The sequence below is a fragment of the Streptomyces hygroscopicus subsp. hygroscopicus genome, from assembly GCF_030269125.1.
Lineage (GTDB): Bacteria > Actinomycetota > Actinomycetes > Streptomycetales > Streptomycetaceae > Streptomyces > Streptomyces hygroscopicus_C.
Genome location: NZ_BSSM01000004.1, coordinates 411,909 through 433,315, shown reverse-complemented (window position 1 = coordinate 433,315; position 21,407 = coordinate 411,909). Strand labels below are relative to the sequence as shown.

Genomic DNA, 21,407 nt, shown 5'->3' with positions numbered 1-21,407 from the left:
CTGCGTGCCGTTCACCGAGCCCGACCGTGTGACCAGTACGAACACCGGATTCCTTCGCGTGAACAGTGGGCGAAGCCCTGTCGCAAGGGGTTCTTGATCGCCGGGTCGGAGCCATAGCCTCCGGATCATGTCCGACACCTCCCGCCGCAGGATCCTCGGCGCTCTCGCCGGTGGCGCCGCGCTGTCCCTCCTGCCCCCCTCGCTCCTCAGAGCCATGGCCGCGCCGATGCCGCGCGGCGGCATGAACGCGATCGAGCACGTCATCGTGCTGATGCAAGAGAATCGCTCCTTCGACAACTACTTCGGCACCCTCAAGGGTGTGCGCGGCTTCGGCGACCGCACCCCCCTGCGCCTGCCCGACGGCGCCGACGTCTTCAGGCAGCCGCGGCCCGGCGGCGACGTCCTTCCCTTCTCGGCCCGGCAGGCGGCGGTCGACGCCGGCCGCCCGGAGAGCGACATCCAGTACCTGGGCTCGCTCCCGCACGGCTTTCCGGACGGCACCCAGGCATGGGCGAACGGCTGGTGGAACGACTGGATCGCCGCCAAGGGCCAGAGCACCATGGCCTTCTACGACCGGCGGGACATACCCCTGCAGTACGAACTGGCCGACCGGTTCACCATCTGCGATTCCTACTTCTGCTCCATATACGGCTCCACCAACCCCAACCGCAACTACCTGTGGACCGGCACCACGGGCTTCGAGCCGGACGGCGTGAACAGAGCGGTCACCAACGCCGCCTACTCCTACACCCACGCCGGATACGACTGGACCACCTACCCCGAGCGCCTGGAGGCGGCCGGGATCTCGTGGCAGATCTACCAGGAGTGGGACAACTTCACCGACAACGCGGTCGAGTACTTCCGGCCGTGGAAGCAGATCGGCCGGAAGATCCTGTCCAAGGTCAGCGGGCAGTACTCCACCACCGAGCAGTTCTACGACAGCCTCTGGAGCAGGTCCTCCGCGCAGCGGCAGGAGGCCCTCGCACAGTTCCAGCAGGGTGTAGACGCCCTGACCGAGGCCGAACGCCGGCTCTTCCTGCGCGGCGCCTACCGCTCCGAGCCGGACACCCTCATCCCCCGGCTGACGGCGGACATCAAGAACGGAACGCTGCCCGCGGTGAGTTGGGTGGTACCCACCGCGGCGCTCTCCGAGCACCCCGGCTCCTCCACCCCGGTCGGCAGCGCCAACCTCGTCTACGACCTGCTCGACGCCCTCGCGAGCGACCCCGAGACCTGGTCGAAGACGGTGCTGTTCATCAACTTCGACGAGAACGACGGCTACTTCGACCACGTGCCCGGCCCGGTCGCGCCCAAGCCCGACTCCGGCAACAGCGACGACTGGTTCAACGGCCGCCCGGTAGGCCCCGGCCCGCGCGTGCCGATGACGGTCGTCTCGCCGTGGACGGTGGGCGGCTTCGTCTCCTCCGAGGCGTTCGACCACACCTCCGTGATCCGTTTCCTGGAGCAGTGGACCGGGGTCCGGGAGCCCAACATCAGCGCCTGGCGCCGCAGCGTCTTCGGCGACCTGACCTCCGTCTTCGACTTCCACCGCACCCACCCGCAGCCCGAGGTGGAGCAGCCCGGCCCGGTACCGGCCCCGGTCGGCCGCTGGAACCCCGTTCCGCCGAAGGAGCAGACGCGCCCGGAGCAGGAGGCGGGCATCCGTCCCACCCGCCCCCTGCCGTACCGCCTGTCGCTGCGTGCCGACGCCGCCGACGGCCAGGTCCGGCTGCGGCTCGGCAACACCGGCACCGCGGCGGCCACGGTCACGGCGTACCCCGGCGACGGTGGCGAGCCGCGGACCTGGACGGTCACCGCGGGCGCGAGCACCGTGGACACGGTCGCCCACGGGTCCGACGGTTACGACCTCCAGGTGCGCGGCCCCGGCTGGTCGACGTGGGAACTGCGCGGCGCCGGCCCCGGTGCGGAGGCGTACCTGGTCGAGCAGGCCGGACAGGGACAGGTCATGGTCCACTGCGCCAATCCCTCCTCGACGACCCGGACGCTCCTCGTCGGCGAGTCGGTCTACCCGCGCGACGCCGGCGACCACGTACGGACCGTCACCCTCGCGCCCGGACAGAAGCAGATCGTGCCGGTCCGCCTCTCCCGCCACGGCTGGTACGACATCGTCGTGGTCGACAAGCGCGACCCGGGCTTCCTGCGCCGTACGACCGGCCGCCTGGCCGACGGCAGGCAGGGCGTCACCGACCCCGCCACCGGCGTACTCCCGGCGCTGGCCGCTTCGATCACCCTGCCCGAGCCGCTGCCGGCCGTGGACACCTCGCTCGCCCAGGGCAGCCCGGCCGAGGTCGTCGTCACCCTGACGAACCGGAGCGCGACCGCGCTGGACCACCTCGCAGCCACCCTGCTCGCCCCCTCCGGCTGGACGGTCGAGCGGTCCGGGCCCGCGCCGCGGTCACTGGCCGCCGGGAAATCCGCCGACGTCCGCTTCACGGTCACGCCGGCCGCCGATGCCACCGTCGGGAGCCTGATCGTGGCCGCGCACGCCGACGGCGACGGTCTGCTGAAGATCGCCGACGCGCGCGTGCGGACCAAGGTCGCCGCCGCGATGAGCGTGGCCCTGACGGCTCCTTCGGCCTCGCCGAAGACCGATGGCACGGTGCTGTCCCCCGGCGAACCGCTCACCGTGACCGCGACCGTCACCAACGCGGGCAGCGCCCCGCTCACCGGAACGGCGGGCACGCTCGCCCTGCCGGACGGCTGGACCGCCACCCCGTCGGCCCCCGCGCCGGCCACGGTTCCCGCCCGCTCCTCCGTCGCGCTCACGTGGGACGTCGTCGCGCCCGTGTCGGCCGCCCGTACGTCCGCCACGGTCAAGGCCACCGTCACCGCGAGCCTGAGCGGGCGGACCAAGGAGCAGACGGCGTCCCTGACCGCCGAGGTCGGCCCCGTGATGACCGGTTACCTGCTCGCCGAGGACTTCGAGTCCGTCGCCCCGTCCCTGGCACCGGCCGTCGACCTCAGCCGTCCCGGCCTGCTGGGCTGGACGCGGACCACGCCCGAGGGGTGGACGGTCACCAACGCGCCGACGATGCCACAGGGCACCAGGGAACTGCAGGGCTGGACCTTCCTCTCCAAGCAGTTCTGGTTCCCGGCAGGTCAGGACCGGCCCGGCTTCGGCCGGAGCCTCGGGATCGTCGCGGTCGCCGACGCAGACGACTGGGACGACACGGGCAACCCGGCGAGCCGCGGACGGTTCGACTCGACGCTGACCACTCCCGCGGTCGCCATCCCGCCGGGCACCTCGACCCTCCACCTGGGCTTCGACTCCCACTACCGTCAGGAGAGCCCGCAGGAGGCCGAGGTCACGGTCGAGTTCGACTCCGGAGAGGTGACCCGCGTGCTGCACTACTCCAGCGCGGCCTCGGGGAACACCAACAACGGCCAGGACCAGCAGAACCAGCTGGTCGACCTCTCCTTCCCGGTCCCGTCGGGAGCGGCGTCGGTCAAGGTGAACTTCCGGCTGTACAACGCGGGGAACAACTGGTTCTGGGCGATCGACAACGTCCGCCTCGGCACCGGTCCGGTCAACGACGCGTGAGCCACGCGCCCGCGCGGGGAGCCGACCGGCCCCGCGCGGGCCCGCCGCGGGCGAAGGTCCGGCAGGACCTGGGCAGGACCTCGGCGGGGCGTCAGACGATCCGAGACCTTGGGAACGGTCGCTGACCGAGGAGCCGTCCGACCGGCCGACCGCCGCCGAACTCGCCGGCGCGGGACAACTCGCCGCACGGAGAACAGCCGCTCTGCCCGGCGCGACCTGGCAGCCCCCGCAGGGGCCGGCCGACGGCCGAGTAGTGGGGTGTACTGCCGCTGGAGGACCGGCGAGGCTCAACTCCGGCTCAAGTCGCTGGAATTCCCTCTGCCGCTGATGCATCCTCCTCGAACAGGACCAGGTACACCAGGGGGAACCATGAAGGCCTTGCTCGGCCGAGTCGTGACGCGCGTTCGGGACGTCGTTTCCGGACGCCAGGACGTCAAGGAGTACGGCGACCCCGAGGCCCATCGCCACGGGCCCCACAACCGCGACGCCAACCTCGCCCACCACTACGTCCCGGCACCGTCGCCGGCTCCCACGAACTTCCCCACCGGCATGTAGAGAAGAGTGCCCCGGCGGTCACGTGGCTGCGACGTCCGTGACCGCCGGGGAGAGCCGCGCCGTGCTTCTGTCTCAGGCCGTCTGCCCGGCCAGCCTGTGCAGGGCCCGTGCGGTGGGCGACCCCGGGTCGGCCGTGATCAGGACGACTTCCTGGTCGTCCTCGGGTACGAGCAGGACGTCGCAGTTCAACCGCAGTGCGCCGGTCTCGGGATGGTGGAGGGTCTTGGTGCGGTGCCCGGGAGCGTGGATGGGACGTGTGGCCCAGATCCGCCGGAACTCCTCGCTGCCGGCGTGCAGTTCAGTCAGCAGGGCGGTCAACCGCGGGTCGTGCGGGTAGCGGTCGGCGGCCCGGCGCAGCCGCGCCACCACGATGTACCCGAACTCCTCGGTGCCGGAACTCTCGTGCGTCCGTCCTTGGCCCAGGAAGCGGCGCCGGGCCAGATTCGCCGCCCCGTCCGCGAGGTCGCCGCCGAGCAGTGCCTGGGCCAGGGGGTTGCAGGCGATGACGCCGTAGGCCGCGTCGGTGACGATGGCGCCGGTCTCCGGCAGCCGCTCCAGCATCCGGGCCACGTGCGGGCGTACCCGCCGCACGACGCTGGTGCCGGGCGGCGCGCTCGATCCCGCCAGGCGGAACAGGTGGCTGCGCTCGGCCGGGGTGAGCCGCAGTGCCTGGGCCAGGGCGTCCAGGATCCGGGCCGATGGCCTCGGTCCCCGGGCCTGCTCCAGACGTGTGTAGTAGTCGACCGACATATGGGCGAGTTCGGCCACCTCTTCGCGGCGCAGGCCCGGTGTACGGCGAGCGGTGCCCGTCGCCGTCAGGCCGGCCTCGGACGGACGCAGGGCCGCCCGGCGGTCCCGCAGGTAGTGAGCCAGTTCCTGCCGTGCCACGCCGCCTCGCCTCCCCACTGCCTGGTACAGGCTGTCCCTGGCAGGGCGCCCACGACCAGGGAACCGTAGTCGCCATGAACGATCGCACAGCTCTGGTCACCGGTGCCAACAAGGGCATCGGCAAGCACATCGCCCGCCTGCTCGCCGCCGAGGGTCTCACCGTGTACGTGGGCGCCCGCGACGCCGGTCGGGGGCAGCGGGCCGTAGAGGAGATCGGCGCCGGCGCCCGCCCGCTGGTCCTCGACGTGACGGATCCCGACGGCATCGCAAGGGCCGCGGCCCAGGTGGACCGCCTGGACGTGCTGGTGAACAACGCCGGGGTCTCACTCTCCCCCGCCCCGCCGGCCGAATCCGACGCCGAGGAGTTCCGGCGCACCTACGAGACCAACGTGTTCGGGGTGGTGGAGGTGACCAATGCCTTCCTGCCCGCCCTGCGCCGGTCGCCGCACCCGCGCATCGTCAACGTCTCCAGCGGTACGGCATCGCTGGCCTGGAGCACGAACCCCAACCCCCAGTTCACCCCGGGAAGCGGTGGCGCCGCCGCCTACCGGTCCTCCAAGGCCGCCCTCAACGCCCTCACCGTTTTCTACGCCCAGACGCTGGCCGAGGAGGGCTTCAAGGTGAACGCGCTCGCCCCTGGCCTGCGGGCCACCGATCTCACCCCCGGGGCCGCCGCCGGCGGCGACCCGGCCGAGGCCGCCCGGGGCGCCCTGCGCCTGGCCCTGCTGCCGGACGACGGCCCGACCGGTGGCTTCTTCTCCTGGGACGCAACGCCCGTGCCCTGGTGATCAGTGAGGGGCGTCGCCTGGGGCGCTCGTCCCGGCGGTGGGTGCTCCAGGCTCGGCGGATCAGGTCGCGGACGGTGGTGATCGTGTCCGCGAGGCCGAAGAGGGGGCTGACGACGGTCGCGCGGCGCTCGTAGCAGCGGGCAAGGCCGGGAAAGGCGTTCTGTCAGGCGTGCGTGCGCCGATCACGCCATGGCCGCTCGCCCGGATCGGCGCCTTCTCCTCCTGGTGGGGGACGCGGCCGTGCGGGTCGCGGGCGGCGGGTTCGGCGCGGGTCCTGTCCGAGTCGTAGCCGGCGCCCGGCGACCTCGCCGCCGACGGGGGCCCGGGTGACGGAGCCGTCGACGGCGACCTGGTCCAGCACAAGCCCGACGATCCGGTCGCAGGACTCCGGCGCGATCCGCTGGAGCCGGGCGAAGACGCCGAGCCCGATCCACGCGTCGCGGCGATCGGGGACGGTGGCCGCTCCGGCTGCTCCTGCCTGGCGACCGCCAGGCAGGAGCAGCCGAACCGCGGGAAATGCGGCGGTTTCTCGGACGCGATCCGGTCGCCGATCGGCGGCGGTGGCACCTCCAGCGGGTGGCACATACCGACCGTAGGGCGCTCGGGCAGCAGCGCCGGTCCCAGCGCGGGTCAGCCGGCCATGGCGGAAGCATGGGCACAGCGTTGACGCATCGCCTTGATCTTGCTGGCGCCGGTGCAGCGCCCTCGCCTCAGCGCCGTACGCGGTGGGCGACCGCCGCGGTCACCGCCGCACCGGCCACGGCCACGGCCGCGGTCGTGAGGATCCGATCGCGCGAAGGGGGCTCGGGCCGGGCCGCGGCGCTCCTTTCCGGGATTCGGGTCACCGCCTGCCTGCCCTTGTCGCGGGCGAGTTTCATCACCTCGGCGACGTGCAGGGCCTGCCGTCCGGTGCGGGCGTCCTCGATCTGGGTCCGGCAGGAGAAGCCGTCGGCCACCACCAGGCGGTCCTCGGCCGCGTCGCGTACCGCGGGCAGGAGTGCCTGTTCACCGCAGGCCATGGAGATCTCGTACTTGCCGGCCTCGAAACCCCAGGAGCCCGCGAGACCGCAGCAGCCGCCCTGGAGGTTCCGCACCTTGAGGCCCATCTTCTCCAGGAGCTCCTGCTCCGGGCTCATGCCGCCGGTCGCACGGTGGTGGCAGTGGCCCCAGAGCAGCGCCGTGCCGTCGAGCCGGGGCGGTTCGATGCCGAAGGCCCGGAAGAACTCCGGGAAGTGGTGGGCGTTCTTGGTCAGGCGTTTGGCGTCGTCGTCGTGCGGGAGCAGTTTGGTCAGCTCGTCCTTGAAGACGGCGAGGCAGCTCGGTTCCATGCCGACGATGGGGGTGCCGGCGCGCAGATGGGGGCGCAGGACGTCGAGGACGCGGTGGAGGTAGCGCTCCGCGGCGTCCAGGAAGCCGTAGTCGTACAGCGGCCGGCCGCAGCAGATGTGCTGCTCCGGCATGATCACCCGCCAGCCCGCGGCCTCGATCGCCTCCACGCAGGCCACCCCGACGTTGGTGTGGAAGTGGTTGTTGAAGGTGTCGGGGAACAGCACGACCGGGCGGCCGTCGGGGTTGGCCGTGCCGCCCCGGCGGGAGAACCACTCCTGCAGGGTCATGGGCGCGAAGCGGGGCAGCGGACGGCGATGGTCGATGCCCGCCACGAGCTTGGCGAGGCGCGCGATTCCGGGCGTATGGGTGACGAGGTTGGCCACCGTGGGAACGCGGGAGGCGATCCTGGCCGCCTGGTCGATGAAGCCGAAGGCGTAGGCGTAGCGGGGGCGCCGGCGGTCCGGCGACTTGAAGTGGTGGTAGAGGAACTCCGCCTTGTAGGTCGGCATGTCGACGTTGACGGGGCAGTCGTTGGTGCAGCCCTTGCAGGCGAGGCACAGGTCAAGGGCCTCGTACACCTCCTTGGACCGCCAGCCGTCGGTGATCACTTCCCCCTTCAGCATCTCGTAGAGCAGGCGGGCCCGGCCGCGGGTGGTGTGCTTCTCCTCGCGGGTGACCTGGTAGCTCGGGCACATCGTCGTCTCGGCCCGCGGGACGCGGCACTTGCCGATCCCGACGCAGCGAAGGGTGGCGTGGGCGAAGTCGCCGCCGTCCTCCTCGTAGGCGAACTTCAACGGATGGCGCGGCGGGTTGTAGTCGGTGCCGAGCTTGAGGTTCTCGTCCAGGCGGTAGGCGTCGACGACCTTGCCCGGGTTCATCTTCCACTGCGGGTCCCAGATCGCCTTGAAGTCGCGCATGGCCTGCACGAGTTCGGGTCCGAACTGCTTCTCCAGCAGTTCGGCGCGCTGCTGTCCGTCGCCGTGTTCCCCGGAGACCGAGCCGCCCAGGGACACGCACAGGTCGGCGGCGTCCTCCAGGAACGCGCGGTAAGTGGCGATGCCTTCGGCGGTCCGCAGGTCGAAGCTGAGCCGGCAGTGGATGCAGCCCTGGCCGAAGTGGCCGTACATGGCGCCGGTGATGCCGTGCCGGTCCATCACCTCGCGCAGGCCGCGGACGTACTCGCCGAGCCGGTCCGGGGGCACGGCGGAGTCCTCCCAGCCGGGCCAGTGGTCCTTGCCGTCGGGCGGGAAGGCGGTCGAGCCGAGGCCGCTCTCCCGGATCGCCCAGAGGTGCTCGCTGGTGCCGCCCTCCTGCTTGCTCTCGGCGATCCGGATCCGGTCCCGTTCGTATCCCTTGGCGCCGGTGAGCCAGTCGGCGAAGGCGTGCGCCGTCGTGACGGACTCCTCGGCCGTGTCCGCGCCGAACTGCACCACGAGCCATGCTCCGCCGCCGGGGTGGGGCAGCTCCTTGATGTCCTCCACGTTCATGTTCTGCAGTTGCTGGTCGCGGATGAGTTCGTCGTCCAGCGCCTCCAGACCGATGGGCCGGAAGCGCTCGACGATCTCCTCGCAGTGCTCGGCGGCGTCGGCGAGGTCGCCGTACTCCACGACGACGGTGGTGCGTTGCGGCAGGGCCGGGGTGAGCATGAGGACCGCCCGCAGGACGGTGGCACAGGTGCTCTCGGTGCCGACCAGGGCGCGGGCGACGTTGAAGCCGCGCTCGGGCAGGAGTTCGTCCAGGTTGTAGCCGGAGACTCGGCGCGGCACCTGCCCGGCCGGGCGGAATCCGGCCCGGATGGCGTCGGCGTACTTGTCGCGCAGGTCCCGCAGGGCCGCGTAGATCTCGCCCTTGCGGCCGCCCGCGGCGATGATCGAGTCGAGCTGCTCCTCCTCGTTCACCCCCACCCAGAAGCGGGCGCCGTCGTACGTGACGATCTCCAGGGCGTGCACGTTGTCGCTGGTGCGCGGGCCGGGCCCGTACAGCTGCGACTGCACCGAGTGGATGCCGCAGGAGTTGTTGCCGATGTTGCCGCCGATCAGACAACGGGAGTGCGTGGAGGGGTCGGGCCCGAAGACCAGGCCGTACTTGCCCGTGTGCCGGTTCAACTCCTCGTTGATCACGCCCGGTTCGCAGGTGACCAGCCGACGACCGGCATCGATCTTCCCGATCCGGTCGAGGTACTTGGAGTGGTCGATCACCACGGCCTCGTTCACGGTCTCCCCGGACAGGCTCGTCCCGCCGCCCCGGTTGAGGATCGGGGCGCCGAACCCGTGGCACACCCTGTGCACGGCGACCACGTCGTCCAGGGTGCGCGGGACGACGACGCCGATTGGCACCTGGCGGAAGTTGGAGGCGTCCTGGGCGTACAGGCCCAACGAGGCGGCGTCGAAGCGCACCTCACCCTCTACGGCCCTGTGCAGCGCCCGCTCCAGCCCGCCGATGTCGAGCGTCTCGCGGGCCCGTGGGGCCCCGGGGATCCGCGGGTGGGTCTTGGCCGGGATCTCGCGGGTCGTCCGGCGGGGTGGCTTCGCCATCGGTGTCAACTCTCCTTCGGCCGGCGTGGTCAGGCAGTCGGTGTTCCGTAGACGCGGTAGCGCTCGGCGTCGGGCCACTTGACCTCCAGGCCGAGACCGGGCCGTGAGGTGTCCGGGCGCAGGACCCCGCCGTCGGGTGACAGCGTGCCGTCGAACAGCAGCTGCTCGAACCGCACGTGGTCGTGGAAGTACTCCAGGTGCCGCAGCCGGCGCACGGCGCAGAACGCGTGGGCCGAGACGGCCGGCGCGCAGTGGGCGGACAGGTCCAGGTGATGGGCCGCCGCGAGGCCGCCCGCCTCCAGGACACCGGTGATGCCTCCGCAGCGGGTGACATCGGCCTGGAGGCAGTCCACGGCGGGGCCTTCGACAAGGTTGACGAAGTCCCGCGTGGTGTAGGCGTACTCACCGGCCGCGATCTCCAGCCGGGCGGGTCCCCGCTCGCACAGCAGGCGCAGCCCCTCCAGGTCCGCGGAGCCGACCGGCTCCTCGAACCACCGCACGTCCCAGTCCTCGTGGAACCGACGGGCCCAGTACAGTGCCTGTTTGCGGCCCAGCGCCCCGTTGGCGTCGGTGAAGATCTCCGGCTCGTCACCGACGGCCTTGCGGACTGCCGTCAGGCGTCGCGGGTCGCCCTGGGGGTCCCGGGAGGTCTTCAGCTTGACGCGCGGGATGCCCTGCTCCACCCAGCCGGTGAGCTGGTCGATGAGGCGGTCCAGGGAGTAGTTCGTGAAGCCGCCGCTGCCGTACACCGGCACCCGGTCGTGGTACGCCGGAAGCAGTCGGACCAGCGGCAGGCCGAGGAGCCGGGCCTTGAGGTCCCACAGCGCCACGTCCACCGCGGAGACCGCCATGGCACCGACGCCGGGGCGACCGGCGTTGCGGATCCGCCGCCCCATCAGCTCCCACAGGGCCGACGGTGCCGCGACGGACTGTCCGGTGATCAGCGGCGCGAGTTCGGAATCGACGAACGAGGCGACGGAAACGTCCCCGTAGGTGTAGCCGAGGCCGCTGCGATCGCCGGCGTGCACCTGGACGAGGACCATGGTGGTGGAGTCCCACTCCAGGGTGCCGTCCTGTTCCTTGCCGTCCGGACCGTCGGTCGGCACCTCGAAGGCGTGCACGTCCACCGCGTCGATCCGGCATGCCACCGGATCCGGTCCGGCACCGGTCTCCACGCCGCTCATGAACGCCGTCCCGGCAGGTGCTCGGCGACCTCGGTCAGCTTCTGCCGTACGCCCTTGGCGGCGATGCCCACCCGCTCCGGGTCGCGGACGGCCGCCTTGGCCGCCTTCTTGCCCTGGGCGAGCATGATGTGCGGCGGGATGGGCGCGATCTCCTGGTCGACCTTGAACTCCAGCACCACCGGTACGTCCGAGGCCAGTGCCTCGTCCCACGCCTTGCCGACCTTCTTCGGCTTGTCGCAGTAGATGCCCTTCAGGCCCAGCATCTGCGCGTACTTGGCGTAGGGCACGTCGGGGATCTCCTGCGAAGCGGGGTACTTGGGGTCGCCGGCCATCGCGCGCTGCTCCCACGTGACCTGGTTGAGGTCCTGGTTGTTGAACACGCAGAAGACGAACGGTGCCGGGCCGGAGAGCCGGTCCAGGTACCGCTTCACCGTGATCATCTCGGCCATGCCGTTCATCTGGAACGCCCCGTCACCGACGAACGCGATCACCGGCCGGTCCGGGTAGGCGAAGCGTGCCGCGATCGCGTACGGCGTCCCCGGTCCCATCGTCGCCAACGTCCCCGACAGCGACGCCCGCATCCCCTTGCGCAGCTTCAGGTGCCGCGCCCACCAGTTCGTGCCCGAACCCGAGTCCGCCGTGAGGACGCACTCGTCCGGAAGCCGGGACGACAGCTCGGCGGCGACCGCCTGCGGATTGACGGTGCCGCCGAAGTGCTGGCCGGCCCTCTTCGCACAGATCGCGTTCCATTCGCGGACGTCCTTCTCGATCCGCTCGCGCCAACTGCGGTCCTCCTTGCGTTCGAGCAAGGGCAACAGCGCCTTGAGGGTCTCTCTGGAGTCGCCGACGAGATGGGCGTCCATGGGGTAGCGGATGCCGATCATCCGGCCGTCGATGTCGATCTCGACACCACGCGCCTGCCCTTCGTCCGGCAGCCACTCGGAGTAGGGGAAGCTCGTGCCCACCATGAGCAGGGTGTCGCAGTGCTGGATCATGTCGTCGCTGGCCTTGCTGCCCAGCAGGCCGATCGGGCCCGTCACGAACGGCAGGTCGTCCGGCAGCACCTCGCGGCCCAGCAGCGCCTTGGCCACGCCGGCGCCCAGCAGCTCGGCCGTCTCGACGAGCTCGCCCTCCGCATGCGCCGCACCCTGGCCGACGATCATGGCGACCTTCGTCCCGGCGTTGAGGACGTCCGCCGCCTTGCGCAGCTCGTCCGGGTCGGGCAGCAGCCGCGGGCGGCTCCAGCCGACGCTGGAGAACACCGACCCGTGCGTCTTCGGCGGCGAGGGCTGGGCGTCCTCCTCCTGCACATCGCTCGGAATGATGATCGTCGCGACGCCGCGGGTGGTCAGAGCGGTCTTGAAGGCCCGGTCGATGACATGCCGGGCCTGCCCGGGATGCGTGATCATCTGGCAGAACTCGGAGACATCCGCGAAGAGCTGCGCGAGGGGGATCTCCTGCTGGTAGTGCGCGCCGAGGGAAAGCCGCTTCTGCTGACCGACCACGGCGACCACCGGCTGGTGGTCCAGCTTCGCGTCGTACAACCCGTTCAGCAGGTGTACGGCACCGGGGCCCGAGGTCGCCGCGCAGCAGCCCACCTCGCCGGTGAACTTCGCGTGCGCGCACGCCATGAACGCGGCCATCTCCTCGTGCCGCGTCTGGATGAACTCCGGCTCCCCTTTCGCTCGGTCGAAGGCGCCGAGCAGCCCGTTGATCCCGTCCCCGGGATAGCCGTAGACCCGCTCGATCCCCCACTCCCGCAGGCGTTGCAGTACGTAGTCGGCCACCAGCGTCATGTCGTGCTCCCTCGGATGCGCACCTGTGCCATCGGCATGAGGTGACCTGCGGCGGCATCGCGTAAACGATCGGCGGCACGGCTCCCCTGTCCGGTCGACGCGGTGCTCGTCCGGGTGGCTCTGCCGCGCGCCGCCCGACAGAGGCACGGCGTCCGAGGCGGACAGTCCCCCCGGAGCCCGTTGCGCGGCGCCGTGGGGCCGCGCTCCGCCGCCTCCGGACCCCGCCGTGTTCGGGGGCGGGATCCTTGCCCCGAAAGCGGGACTGGCCGCGACCGGCCCGCGCGGGATCGCGCCCGGCACCCTCCACCGCCGCCTCCATGCCGGCTCGGCCCCCGGCGAGGTGTGAGGGATCGAGGTGCCCGAGCATCTCCCGCAGCTGGACCAGGCATCGGGTGAGCAGCCGCGACACATGCATCTGGGAGATGCCCACCGCGGCCGCGATCTGCTGTTGTGTCCGGTCGTGGAAGAAGCGCAGGACCAGGATGCGACGCTCCCGCTCCGGGAACCGCCTCAACGCGTCGGCGAGCTCCAGTCGCTCGGCGACGGTCTCGATCCGCGCGTCCCGGTCGCCGAAGACCTCTCCGACCGCGGGCTGGGCCCCTGGCGCGTCGAGCGAGCGGGGCCGTACGGCGTCCTCGGAGCGCATGGCCTCGGCCACCGCCTCCTCGGACAGACCGCAGGCGCGGGCGATCTCCCCGAGCGTGGGCGGGCGGCCGCCACCTGTCTGTTCGAGCTCCCGCCGCACGCGCCGCACCTGGCGCCTGACCTCCTGCACGGCCCGGGGCAGTCGCACGAGTCCGGTCCGGTCCCTGAAATGGCGTTTCAGCTCGCCGGTGATCGTCGGCACCGCGTACGACAGAAACGCGTGTCCGTGGCCGGGGTCGTAGCCGTCGACCGCCTTGACCAGACCCACGCAGGCCACCTGGAAGAGGTCGTCCTGCTCCTCGACGCCGGTGTTGCGGTACTTGGCGGCGATCCGGCGGGCCACGGGGATCAGGGCGCGGATGGCCCGCTCCCTTGCCTCGTCCCGCTCACGCCCCGGAAGGTGCCTGCTGATCCGCCCGACGATCTCGTCGATTCGCCGGGAGGTGAGCATCCCGTCGGTCTCGTGCTTCCCCGGCGGGCGGAGGGTGGTCGGGGGGTTCATGTGAGCCTCTGCGCTGGAGGGGCTTACTGGCTGCACCATGGGTTTCCCGATTCCTCCGGCGTAGGCAGAGATCACCCGCTCGGCGACGACTTCGGGTGGACACACGATCGGAACGGGTGATTCCTGTTTCATGTGGCGGGTCGAGGTCATTCACCCGGTCGCCCGAGGAGACAGCCCGGCACCGGCCACCTCGGCACCCGGCACCGACTGACCGCCCGACGCGCGCCTCGTTTCCCGGCGAGGCAGCCGGGAAACCCCGGTGCCATGGATGACAGAGCCGGCAAACGGGCAGAGCCGGCGGACGGCGTCTGCCCGCCGTGGGTGCTGCGGGAGTACGGGGTCCTCGCCGACGGCGAACGCGGCGCCGTGGTGGATCCGGAGGGGCGGATCGTCTGGCTGTGCGCCCCACGCTGGCACAGCGACGCCGTGTTCTCCGCCCTGATCGGAGGCGGCGGATACTTCGGCGTCGAACCGGTGGACCGGTGGCACGTGTGGGGTGGCTACTACGAGGACGGCACGCTCGTCCGGGTCAGTCGCTGGGTGACCGCCGACGCCGTGATCGAGTGCCGCGACGCTCTGGCGATGCCGGCCCCGGTGGACCGGCTCGTGCTGCTGCGCCGGATGCGCGTCGAACACGGTGAGGCACGGCTGCGGCTGGCCCTCGACCTGCGGCCCGGCTTCGCCGCGGGCCGGGTCCGCGACCCGCGCCTGGTGGACGGCGTGTGGACCGGGGACGCCGACGGTCTGAGGCTGCGGCTCGTCGGCGCCCACGAAGCCGCGTGGCACCCCGGGTCCGTGCTGCGCGGGGAGTTCCGCCTGGGCGAGGGCGAGCGGCACGACGTCGTCCTGGAGCTGTCGGAGCGGGAGCACACCGAACGCCTGGAGCCGGATCAGCTGTGGGAGGAGACGGAGGACGCCTGGCGGCGGACGGTGCCCGACTGCTCCGGGCTGGCCGCGCCGCGCGACGCCCGGCACGCCTATGCCGTCCTTCGCGGCCTGACGAGTTCGTCCGGCGGCATGGTCGCCGCCGCCACCACCTCCCTGCCGGAACGCGCGAACACCGGCCGGAACTACGACTACCGCTTCGCCTGGATCCGCGACCAGAGCTACGCGGGCCTCGCGGTCGCCGCCCACGGCCCGCACGAGCTGCTGGACTCCGCGGTGCGCTTCACCGCCGAACGCATCCTGGCCGACGGCGAGGGCTTGCACCCCGCGTACGACGTCGGCGGCGGACGGGTCCCGCAGGAGCGCGGCCTGCCCTTCCCCGGCTATCCGGGAGGCAACGACCGGGTCGGTAACCATGCGGCCCGGCAGTTCCAGCTCGACGCGTTCGGGGAGGCGCTCCAGCTGTTCGCCGCCGCGGCGCACCACGACCGGCTCACCCGCGACGCCGAGCGGGCGGTCGCCGTCGCGGTCGACGCGGTGGAACGCAACTGGAGGCGCCCCGACGCGGGGCTGTGGGAGCTGGAGGACCGGTGGTGGACCCAGTCCCGGCTGAGTGTCGTCTGCGGTCTGCGCCGGGTGGCCGGGGCGTTCAAGGGACGGACCGGGCAGACCAGCGCCGACCTCGCCGAGGCCGTCCTCGCGGAGACCCGGCGCCGTTGTCTGCGCTCCGACGGCCGCTGGCGCCGAGCCGCCGACGACGATGGGCCGGAGGCCGCGCTGCTGACGCCGCTCGGCCGCGGCTGCCCGTCCGCCGACGACCCGAGCAGCGCGGTCACCCGCCGTTTCGTCGAGGAAGAGCTGGCCGAGGACGGCTACCTCTACCGCTTCCGTCGCCCGGGTGTGCCCCTGGGCGAGGCCGAGGGGGCGTTCCTGTTCTGCGGGTTCACCATGGCGCTGGCCACCGACCGCCTCGGCGACCGGGCCGGCGCGCTGCGCTGGTTCGAACGGACCCGGGCCGCCTGCGGGCCGTCCGGCCTGTTCGCGGAGGAGTACGACGTACGTCAGCGCCAACTGCGCGGCAATCTGCCCCAGGCGTTCGTCCACGCCCTTCTGCTGGAGTGCGCCGTGCGCCTCAACGACGCGTCGACCCTGCCCCGCTGAGCCGGGGCCGCGGGCGCCGTGCCCGCGGCGGCACCGCGCGTGAGCGGGGTCGAGGGGTTCGTCCGTCTGCCCGGAAGCCGCAGCCGGGCTCGCCGGACACCGGTCGAGCGGGCCCGCGGCGAACCGCTGCCCGAGCGGGGTGGCGGCCGTGTCGAGTCGCGACGTGCCCGCGCCCCGGGCAGACGTGCGGACGTGCCGTGGTCGCCCGCACGGCGCCGCCGTCGTGCACCGGCTCGCGGCGCGGGGAGTCGGTGAGAACCCGGATCGCGGCCTCGGCCCCGCGGAAGACCGCCGGCGACGGCACGCCGCGGCAGGCCAGGACCGAACCGCCCCGCACGCTCGTCCCGGTCGCGGGGCGGCTGCTCCTCGGGGCGGATGTCCGCGGCGGGGGAACACCGTGGCGAACGCGGCCTTCACCCGTAGGTCGATCGGCCCGAGCTGTTCCTCCGTCTGCTGCGCGCCGCCGACGGCGTAGGGCGGTGCCTGTCCGCCGGCCGTGCGGACGTCGTGCACGGCCTGTTCCAGGCCCTCCTGCCGGCGGGCGGGGCAGGGCTACGGCGGCACCGCGCACCTCCCGCGCAGGCGGCGGCGCGGCCGACCCGGCGCTCGCACCGGTGGCGAGCACCGCCTGACGGTCCCGCACGCCGCCGCTCTGCCGCGGGCCGCTCACTTCTCCCCTCGGCCGGGAAGGTGCTCGGCGTACTCGGTGATCTTCTGCCGTACGCCCTTGGCGGTGATGCCCGCCTTCTCCGGATCGTGCAGCGCCGCCATGGCCGCCTTCTTGCCCTGGGCCTTCACGACGCGCGGCGGGATCGGTGCGATCTCGTTGTCGACCTTGAACTCCAGCACCACCGGTACGTCCGAGGCCAGCGCGTCGTCCCACGCCTTGCCGACCTCGTCCGGGTCGTCGCAGAAGATGCCCTTCAGGCCGAGCAGCTGCGCGTAGGCCGCGTACGGCACGTCGGGGATCTCCTGCGAAGCGGGGTACTTGGGGTCGCCGGCCATCGCGCGCTGCTCCCACGTGACCTGGTTGAGGTCCTGGTTGTTGAACACGCAGAAAATGAACGGCGCCGGGCCGGAGAGCCGGTCCAGGTACCGCTTCACCGTGATCATCTCGTTCATGCCGTTCATCTGGAACGCCCCGTCACCGACGAACGCGATCACCGGCCGGTCCGGGTAGGCGAAGCGTGCCGCGATCGCGTACGGCGTCCCCGGGCCCATCGTCGCCAACGTCCCCGACAGCGACGCCCGCATCCCCTGGCGGAGCTTGAGGTGCCGCGCCCACCAGTTCGTGCCCGAACCCGAGTCCGCCGTGAGGACGCACTCGTCGGGAAGCCGGGACGACAGCTCGGCGGCCACGGCCTGGGGGTTGATCGTGTCCTCGAAGTGCCGGCCGGCCCAGCGGTCGCACAGGTCGTTCCATTCGCGGACGTCCTTCTCGATCCGCTCGCGCCACCCGCGGTCCTCCTTGCGCCGCAGGAGGGGGATGAGCGCGCGGAGCGTCTCCTTGGAGTCGCCGACGAGATGGGCGTCCATGGGGTAGCGGATGCCGATCATCCGGCCGTCGATGTCGATCTCGACACCACGCGCCTGCCCTTCGTCCGGCAGCCACTCGGAGTAGGGGAAGCTCGTGCCCACCATGAGCAGGGTGTCGCAGTGCTGGATCATGTCGTCGCTGGCCTTGCTGCCCAGCAGGCCGATCGGGCCCGTCACGAACGGCAGGTCGTCCGGCAGCACCTCGCGGCCCAGCAGCGCCTTGGCGACACCGGCGCCCAGCAGCTCCGCGACCTCGACGACCTCTTGCTGGGCCTTGGCCGCGCCCTGCCCCACCAGCATCGCGACCTTGGAGCCCTCGTTGAGGACATCGGCGGCCTTCCGCAGCTCGTCGGGGTCGGGGAGAACGCGGGGCCGGCTCCAGCCGACGCTGGAGAAGACCGAACCGTGCGTCTTCGGCGGCGACGGCTGGGCGGCCTCCTCCTGCACATCGCTCGGAATGATGATCGTCGCGACGCCGCGGGTGGTCAGAGCGGTCTTGAAGGCCCGGTCGATGACATGCCGGGCCTGCCCCGGGTGCACGATCATCTGGCAGAACTCGGAGACGTCCGCGAAGAGACGCTCCAGATCCACTTCCTGCTGGTAGTGGGTGCCGAGGGAGAGCCGTTTCTGCTGGCCGACCACGGCGACCACGGGCTGGTGGTCCAGCTTGGCGTCGTACAACCCGTTGAGCAGATGGATGGCGCCGGGCCCCGAGGTGGCCGTGCAGCAGCCCGCCTCGCCGGTGAACTTGGCGTGCGCGCACGCCATGAACGCGGCCATCTCCTCGTGCCGCGTCTGGATGAATTCCGGGGTGCCCTGGGCGCGGTCGAAGGCGCCGAGCAGCCCGTTGATGCCGTCTCCGGGGTAGCCGTACACCCGTCGGACGCCCCATTCGGTGAGGCGTTGCAGAACGTAGTCGGCGACTTGGGTCATGGGGGCTCCTGAGCCGGGTTCGCGGTAGGTCGGCCCTGGGGGTTGCCTCGACGCCTCGGACGCAAACCACCCGCGCCGGTGACCCCGCCCGCGGAGCGGCCCGGGAACCGGACCCGCGGCTCGGCGAAACGTCCGGTCAGCTCAGCAGGGCAGCCGTGAACGTCCCGCGGTGGTCCACCAGCCATGTCCGCGTACGGTCCCAGCGTTCCCATCCACCACGCTCGGCCAGCGCCCGGAGATGGACGGGGTCGCCATCGGTCACGCGGTGGGTGACGAAGGCCCGGCAGACCTCCGTCGCCCGCTCGATGACACCGGGCAACTCGGCGCGGTCCCCGGCCGAGAGGCCATAGCTGTCGGCAAGGACCCGCAGCCGTGCGGGCGCGTCCAGCCCGAAGGGGTAGAGAGCGGCCGCGGATCGGGGATCGAGCATGGGCACCCAGTAGCGGGCGGTCATGGCGATGTCCCAGAGGGGACGGCCCGGGGCCGCCAGGTCGAAATCGATCAGGGCAGCGGCACGGCCGTCGCGGAAGACGACGTTGTCCGGGCACACGTCGTTGTGGCACAGCATCGTTCCCCCCTCCGGGTCGGCCAGGTCCCGGGGCCACTCGGCATCAGTGTCGAACGCGACGGCCGCGCTGGTCTCGTGCAGGCGCCGCAGCAGGCTCCCCACCGACTCAAGGGCAGTCTGCGTCATCGCCCAGTCCGGGAACGGCGGCAGAGCCACGTCGCCGGGGATGAAGGTCAGCTGCTCGCGGCCATCCGCGGTGAGTCCGACAGGGGCCGGTGCCGCGTCGAAGCCGTGCTCCTCCAGCGCAAGGAGGTAGGCGTGCAGGGCGCCCGCGTTGTGCGGTGCCGGGCGCTCCACCAACGCGCCCCGGCGGAAGACCGCCCCCGCGTTCGCCATCCCGCCGACCAGCGCCTCGTCTTCAGCCGTCATCAGGATCACGCTATCGCCGGATCGACCCCGCGCGGGGCGGGCCGCGCACTCGGCGCAGAAGAGCGCCCACGGCTCACGCGCCAGTGGCCTCCGGTCCAGCCCCGATCACGAGCCGCGACGGTGTCGTCTTCACGCGCCCGGCCCGCCATGGTGCGGCGAAGTCAGGAGCCCGCCGGCCTCGGCACCGCGGCGCAGCACGTCGCGGAGCATGGCGGGGGTGAGGGTGCGGGTGGACATGTTGCGTCGGCTGGGGTGGTAGCCGCCGACCAGGCGCAGCGGCCGTCCGTCGCCGGCGGGGGCGAGCAGAACCTCGGTTCCGTGTCCGAAGACCGGGCGCGGGCGAGGCAGACGCCATCCCGCTTCCGCGAGAACCGGCGGCAGCGCCTGCCAGGCGAACGCGCCGAGCACCACGATCGCCCGCAGGGTGGGCCTCAGCAGTTGCAGCTCGCGGGCGAGCCACGGCCGGCAGGTGTCCCGTTCACCGGTGGTGGGCCGGTTGTCCGGCGGGGCGCAGTGCACCGGCACCGTGATCCGCACTCCGTACAGCTCCAGCCCGTCGCCGCGGTGGGTGGCGGTCGGCCGGGAGGCCAGCCCGACGTCGTGCAAGGCGGCGTACAGCGCGTCGCCGGAAGGGTCACCGGTGAAGATGCGCCCCGTGCGGTTCCCGCCGTGCGCGGCCGGCGCCAGACCCACGATCGCCAGCGGTGCGTCCGACGGGCCGAATCCGGGCACCGGACGCGCCCAGTACTCCCACTCCCGAAACGCCCTGCGCTTGACCCGCGCGGCCTCCTCCCGCCAGGCCACCAGGCGCGGGCAGGCCCGGCAGGTCGTGATCATCTCGTCGAGTCGGCGCAGCGAGCCTCCTCGCGGAGCGGCGCGAGCGGGGAAATCGGGCTTCTGCGTCGTCTGGCGGCTGCCGCGCATGTTCGGCCTCCTCCTCTTCATGATCGCACCCGAGCGGGGCCGGGCGCTCACGGCGGATGTTCGACCGGCTCGCGGGGGTTCGCCGATAGACTGGGCACGGCAAGACACATCCGTACGCAGTGCGGTACGAGCCGTCCACCGGCTCCGGGCCGGGGCGGCCGATCTGGTTCGGAAGGTGCCGTCATGGTCAAGCAGATCACCTACCGGCGAGTCTACGAAGAGACCTCTCCTGCCGACGGCAGGCGTGTCCTGGTCGACCGTGTCTGGCCGCGGGGCATGCGCAAGGAGGAAGCGCACCTGGACGAGTGGCTGCGCGACGTCGCTCCGTCCAGCGATCTGCGCAAGTGGTACGCCCACGAACCCAGCCGTTTCACCGAGTTCCGCCGCCGCTATCTGTCCGAACTGCGCGACGCGGGACACCGGCAGGCCGCGGAGCGTCTGCGGGACATCGCCGCGCACGACAGGCTGACGCTGCTGACCGCCACCCGGGATGTGGACCACAGCCAGGCCGCCGTCTTGGCCGAGTGGCTGGCCAAGAAGCACTGACCGGCGCGTCGACGCCCAGGACGGCACGGCTGCGGACTTCGGTCGTGGGTGGCGGGCACGGGGGTGCGCGCTTCGCGCCGCGCCATGCCGGGAGGTGGCCTCGATCGACCATGCGCATCAGCTTCGACGCCGTGGATGTGAGCGGCGGTGTGTCCGAGCCGCTCGGACCCGGTGGGAGCCACGGCCAGGGGCGAGGCCCGCGTGGTCGAAGCGGGAGCTGTCGCCGGGCAGAGTGATCATGGCCACGGTGCTGAGTGGAAGCGCCGCCTCGGCGCCGTCCCCCACGGGTGGCCAGGACGCCGCATACGGCGCCGGCGAGGGCGGCGACCAGGCCGACGACGAGCGGCGGCGGTCTCCCGGCGTCGAGGGAGCCGTCGTCCAACGCCTCGGCTCACTCTCCGAACCGTTGGACGACGCCGCGGCGGCCTCGCTCCAGCCCACGCCGGGAAAAGGGACGGCGACGAACCGTGCGCCGGGGCCGGACCGGGCATCGGCCTGACGGCGGGCGACGCGTTCCATGGCCGTCGCCGCCAGTGGACCGCGCTCCTCTGATACCGCGCCGCGGAGTCCGGCCGCTCCCTCGGTCTGCCGACGGGATCGGCCGGACTCCCGCACGCAACGCCTCCGCGGCGCGTCACACCGGTCGGTGGGTGATCCGACGTTCGACTCCCTGCGACGCAGCCCCAGCGAGCGCGGCTGAAC

At 72.1% G+C, this 21,407-nt stretch carries 13 protein-coding genes and 2 pseudogenes; 6 read left to right on the top strand and 9 right to left on the bottom strand.

Annotated elements, in window-relative coordinates; genetic code table 11:
* The first annotated feature begins 127 nt into the window (after positions 1–127).
* Both QSK45_RS38480 and QSK45_RS12695 read left to right on the top strand, forming a co-directional pair.
* Positions 128–3,562: a phosphocholine-specific phospholipase C gene (locus QSK45_RS38480; protein WP_490993553.1), complete on the top strand. Its 3,435-nt coding sequence runs from the start codon at positions 128–130 to the stop codon at positions 3,560–3,562.
* 369 nt (positions 3,563–3,931) lie between these two features.
* The gene (locus QSK45_RS12695; protein WP_285556202.1) at positions 3,932–4,117 is read left to right on the top strand and encodes a hypothetical protein; all 186 of its coding nucleotides are present in this window, start codon (positions 3,932–3,934) and stop codon (positions 4,115–4,117) included.
* A gap of 72 nt (positions 4,118–4,189) precedes the next feature.
* Here the strand turns inward: QSK45_RS12695 and QSK45_RS12690 are convergent, their stop codons facing one another.
* Complete coding sequence (locus tag QSK45_RS12690) at positions 4,190–5,005, bottom strand: helix-turn-helix transcriptional regulator (RefSeq protein WP_285556201.1); 816 nt, start codon at positions 5,003–5,005, stop codon at positions 4,190–4,192.
* A gap of 74 nt (positions 5,006–5,079) precedes the next feature.
* Here QSK45_RS12690 and QSK45_RS12685 point away from each other — a divergent pair, with 74 nt between their 5' ends.
* A complete protein-coding gene (locus QSK45_RS12685; RefSeq protein ID WP_285556199.1) occupies positions 5,080–5,793 on the top strand; it encodes an SDR family oxidoreductase in 714 nt (237 codons plus the stop codon).
* Between the two features lie 7 nt (positions 5,794–5,800).
* On the opposite strand, the pseudogene QSK45_RS12680 reads toward QSK45_RS12685, so the two are convergent.
* From QSK45_RS12680 to QSK45_RS38475, 5 genes and pseudogenes are all read right to left on the bottom strand, one after another.
* Positions 5,801–6,452, bottom strand: a pseudogene (locus tag QSK45_RS12680) (IS5/IS1182 family transposase); the annotation flags it as partial.
* A 51-nt stretch (positions 6,453–6,503) separates the two neighbouring features.
* Entirely contained in the window at positions 6,504–9,656 is a 3,153-nt protein-coding gene (locus tag QSK45_RS12675; RefSeq protein WP_285556197.1) for an FAD-binding and (Fe-S)-binding domain-containing protein, read from the bottom strand.
* Between the two features lie 29 nt (positions 9,657–9,685).
* Positions 9,686–10,840: an enolase C-terminal domain-like protein gene (locus QSK45_RS12670; protein WP_285556195.1), complete on the bottom strand. Its 1,155-nt coding sequence runs from the start codon at positions 10,838–10,840 to the stop codon at positions 9,686–9,688.
* Positions 10,837–12,636 carry a thiamine pyrophosphate-requiring protein gene (locus tag QSK45_RS12665; protein WP_285556193.1) on the bottom strand — a complete coding sequence of 600 codons (1,800 nt, stop codon included), beginning with the start codon at positions 12,634–12,636 and terminating at the stop codon, positions 10,837–10,839. Before QSK45_RS12665 ends, QSK45_RS12670 begins: the two co-directional genes overlap by 4 nt.
* 421 nt (positions 12,637–13,057) lie before the next feature.
* Positions 13,058–13,732, bottom strand: a pseudogene (locus QSK45_RS38475) (sigma-70 family RNA polymerase sigma factor); the annotation flags it as partial.
* 315 nt (positions 13,733–14,047) lie between these two features.
* On the opposite strand from QSK45_RS38475, the gene QSK45_RS12655 reads away from it, so the two are divergent.
* On the top strand, positions 14,048–15,829 hold the full coding sequence (locus QSK45_RS12655; protein ID WP_285556189.1) for a glycoside hydrolase family 15 protein: 1,782 nt from the start codon (positions 14,048–14,050) through the stop codon (positions 15,827–15,829).
* A 666-nt stretch (positions 15,830–16,495) separates the two neighbouring features.
* Here QSK45_RS12655 and QSK45_RS12650 read toward each other — a convergent pair.
* The 3 genes from QSK45_RS12650 to QSK45_RS12640 form a co-directional block, all read right to left on the bottom strand.
* Complete coding sequence (locus QSK45_RS12650; protein ID WP_285556187.1) at positions 16,496–18,298, bottom strand: thiamine pyrophosphate-requiring protein; 1,803 nt, start codon at positions 18,296–18,298, stop codon at positions 16,496–16,498.
* Positions 18,299–18,434: 136 nt separating this feature from the next.
* Positions 18,435–19,235: an aminoglycoside phosphotransferase family protein gene (locus QSK45_RS12645; protein WP_285556185.1), complete on the bottom strand. Its 801-nt coding sequence runs from the start codon at positions 19,233–19,235 to the stop codon at positions 18,435–18,437.
* Positions 19,236–19,364: 129 nt separating this feature from the next.
* On the bottom strand, positions 19,365–20,159 hold the full coding sequence (locus QSK45_RS12640; RefSeq protein ID WP_285556183.1) for a uracil-DNA glycosylase: 795 nt from the start codon (positions 20,157–20,159) through the stop codon (positions 19,365–19,367).
* A 183-nt stretch (positions 20,160–20,342) separates the two neighbouring features.
* Between QSK45_RS12640 and QSK45_RS12635 the strand changes: the two genes are divergently transcribed.
* Together QSK45_RS12635 and QSK45_RS12630 are read left to right on the top strand one after the other, a co-directional pair.
* A complete protein-coding gene (locus QSK45_RS12635; RefSeq protein WP_285556181.1) occupies positions 20,343–20,705 on the top strand; it encodes a DUF488 domain-containing protein in 363 nt (120 codons plus the stop codon).
* Between the two features lie 247 nt (positions 20,706–20,952).
* Positions 20,953–21,204, top strand: a complete 252-nt coding sequence (locus QSK45_RS12630) for a hypothetical protein (protein ID WP_285556180.1) — start codon at positions 20,953–20,955, stop codon at positions 21,202–21,204.
* Positions 21,205–21,407: the final 203 nt, after the last annotated feature.

Excerpts from the sequence above, each read along its gene's own strand:
- QSK45_RS38480 (WP_490993553.1), top strand. The coding sequence starts at position 128 with ATGTCCGACACCTCCCGCCGCAGGATCCTCGGCGCTCTCGCCGGTGGC.
- QSK45_RS12695 (WP_285556202.1), top strand. The coding sequence starts at position 3,932 with ATGAAGGCCTTGCTCGGCCGAGTCGTGACGCGCGTTCGGGACGTCGTT.
- QSK45_RS12685 (WP_285556199.1), top strand. The coding sequence starts at position 5,080 with ATGAACGATCGCACAGCTCTGGTCACCGGTGCCAACAAGGGCATCGGC.
- QSK45_RS12675 (WP_285556197.1), bottom strand. The coding sequence starts at position 9,656 with ATGGCGAAGCCACCCCGCCGGACGACCCGCGAGATCCCGGCCAAGACC.
- QSK45_RS12670 (WP_285556195.1), bottom strand. The coding sequence starts at position 10,840 with ATGAGCGGCGTGGAGACCGGTGCCGGACCGGATCCGGTGGCATGCCGG.
- QSK45_RS12665 (WP_285556193.1), bottom strand. The coding sequence starts at position 12,636 with ATGACGCTGGTGGCCGACTACGTACTGCAACGCCTGCGGGAGTGGGGG.
- QSK45_RS12655 (WP_285556189.1), top strand. The coding sequence starts at position 14,048 with ATGGATGACAGAGCCGGCAAACGGGCAGAGCCGGCGGACGGCGTCTGC.
- QSK45_RS12650 (WP_285556187.1), bottom strand. The coding sequence starts at position 18,298 with ATGACCCAAGTCGCCGACTACGTTCTGCAACGCCTCACCGAATGGGGC.
- QSK45_RS12645 (WP_285556185.1), bottom strand. The coding sequence starts at position 19,235 with ATGACGGCTGAAGACGAGGCGCTGGTCGGCGGGATGGCGAACGCGGGG.
- QSK45_RS12640 (WP_285556183.1), bottom strand. The coding sequence starts at position 20,159 with ATGCGCGGCAGCCGCCAGACGACGCAGAAGCCCGATTTCCCCGCTCGC.
- QSK45_RS12635 (WP_285556181.1), top strand. The coding sequence starts at position 20,343 with ATGGTCAAGCAGATCACCTACCGGCGAGTCTACGAAGAGACCTCTCCT.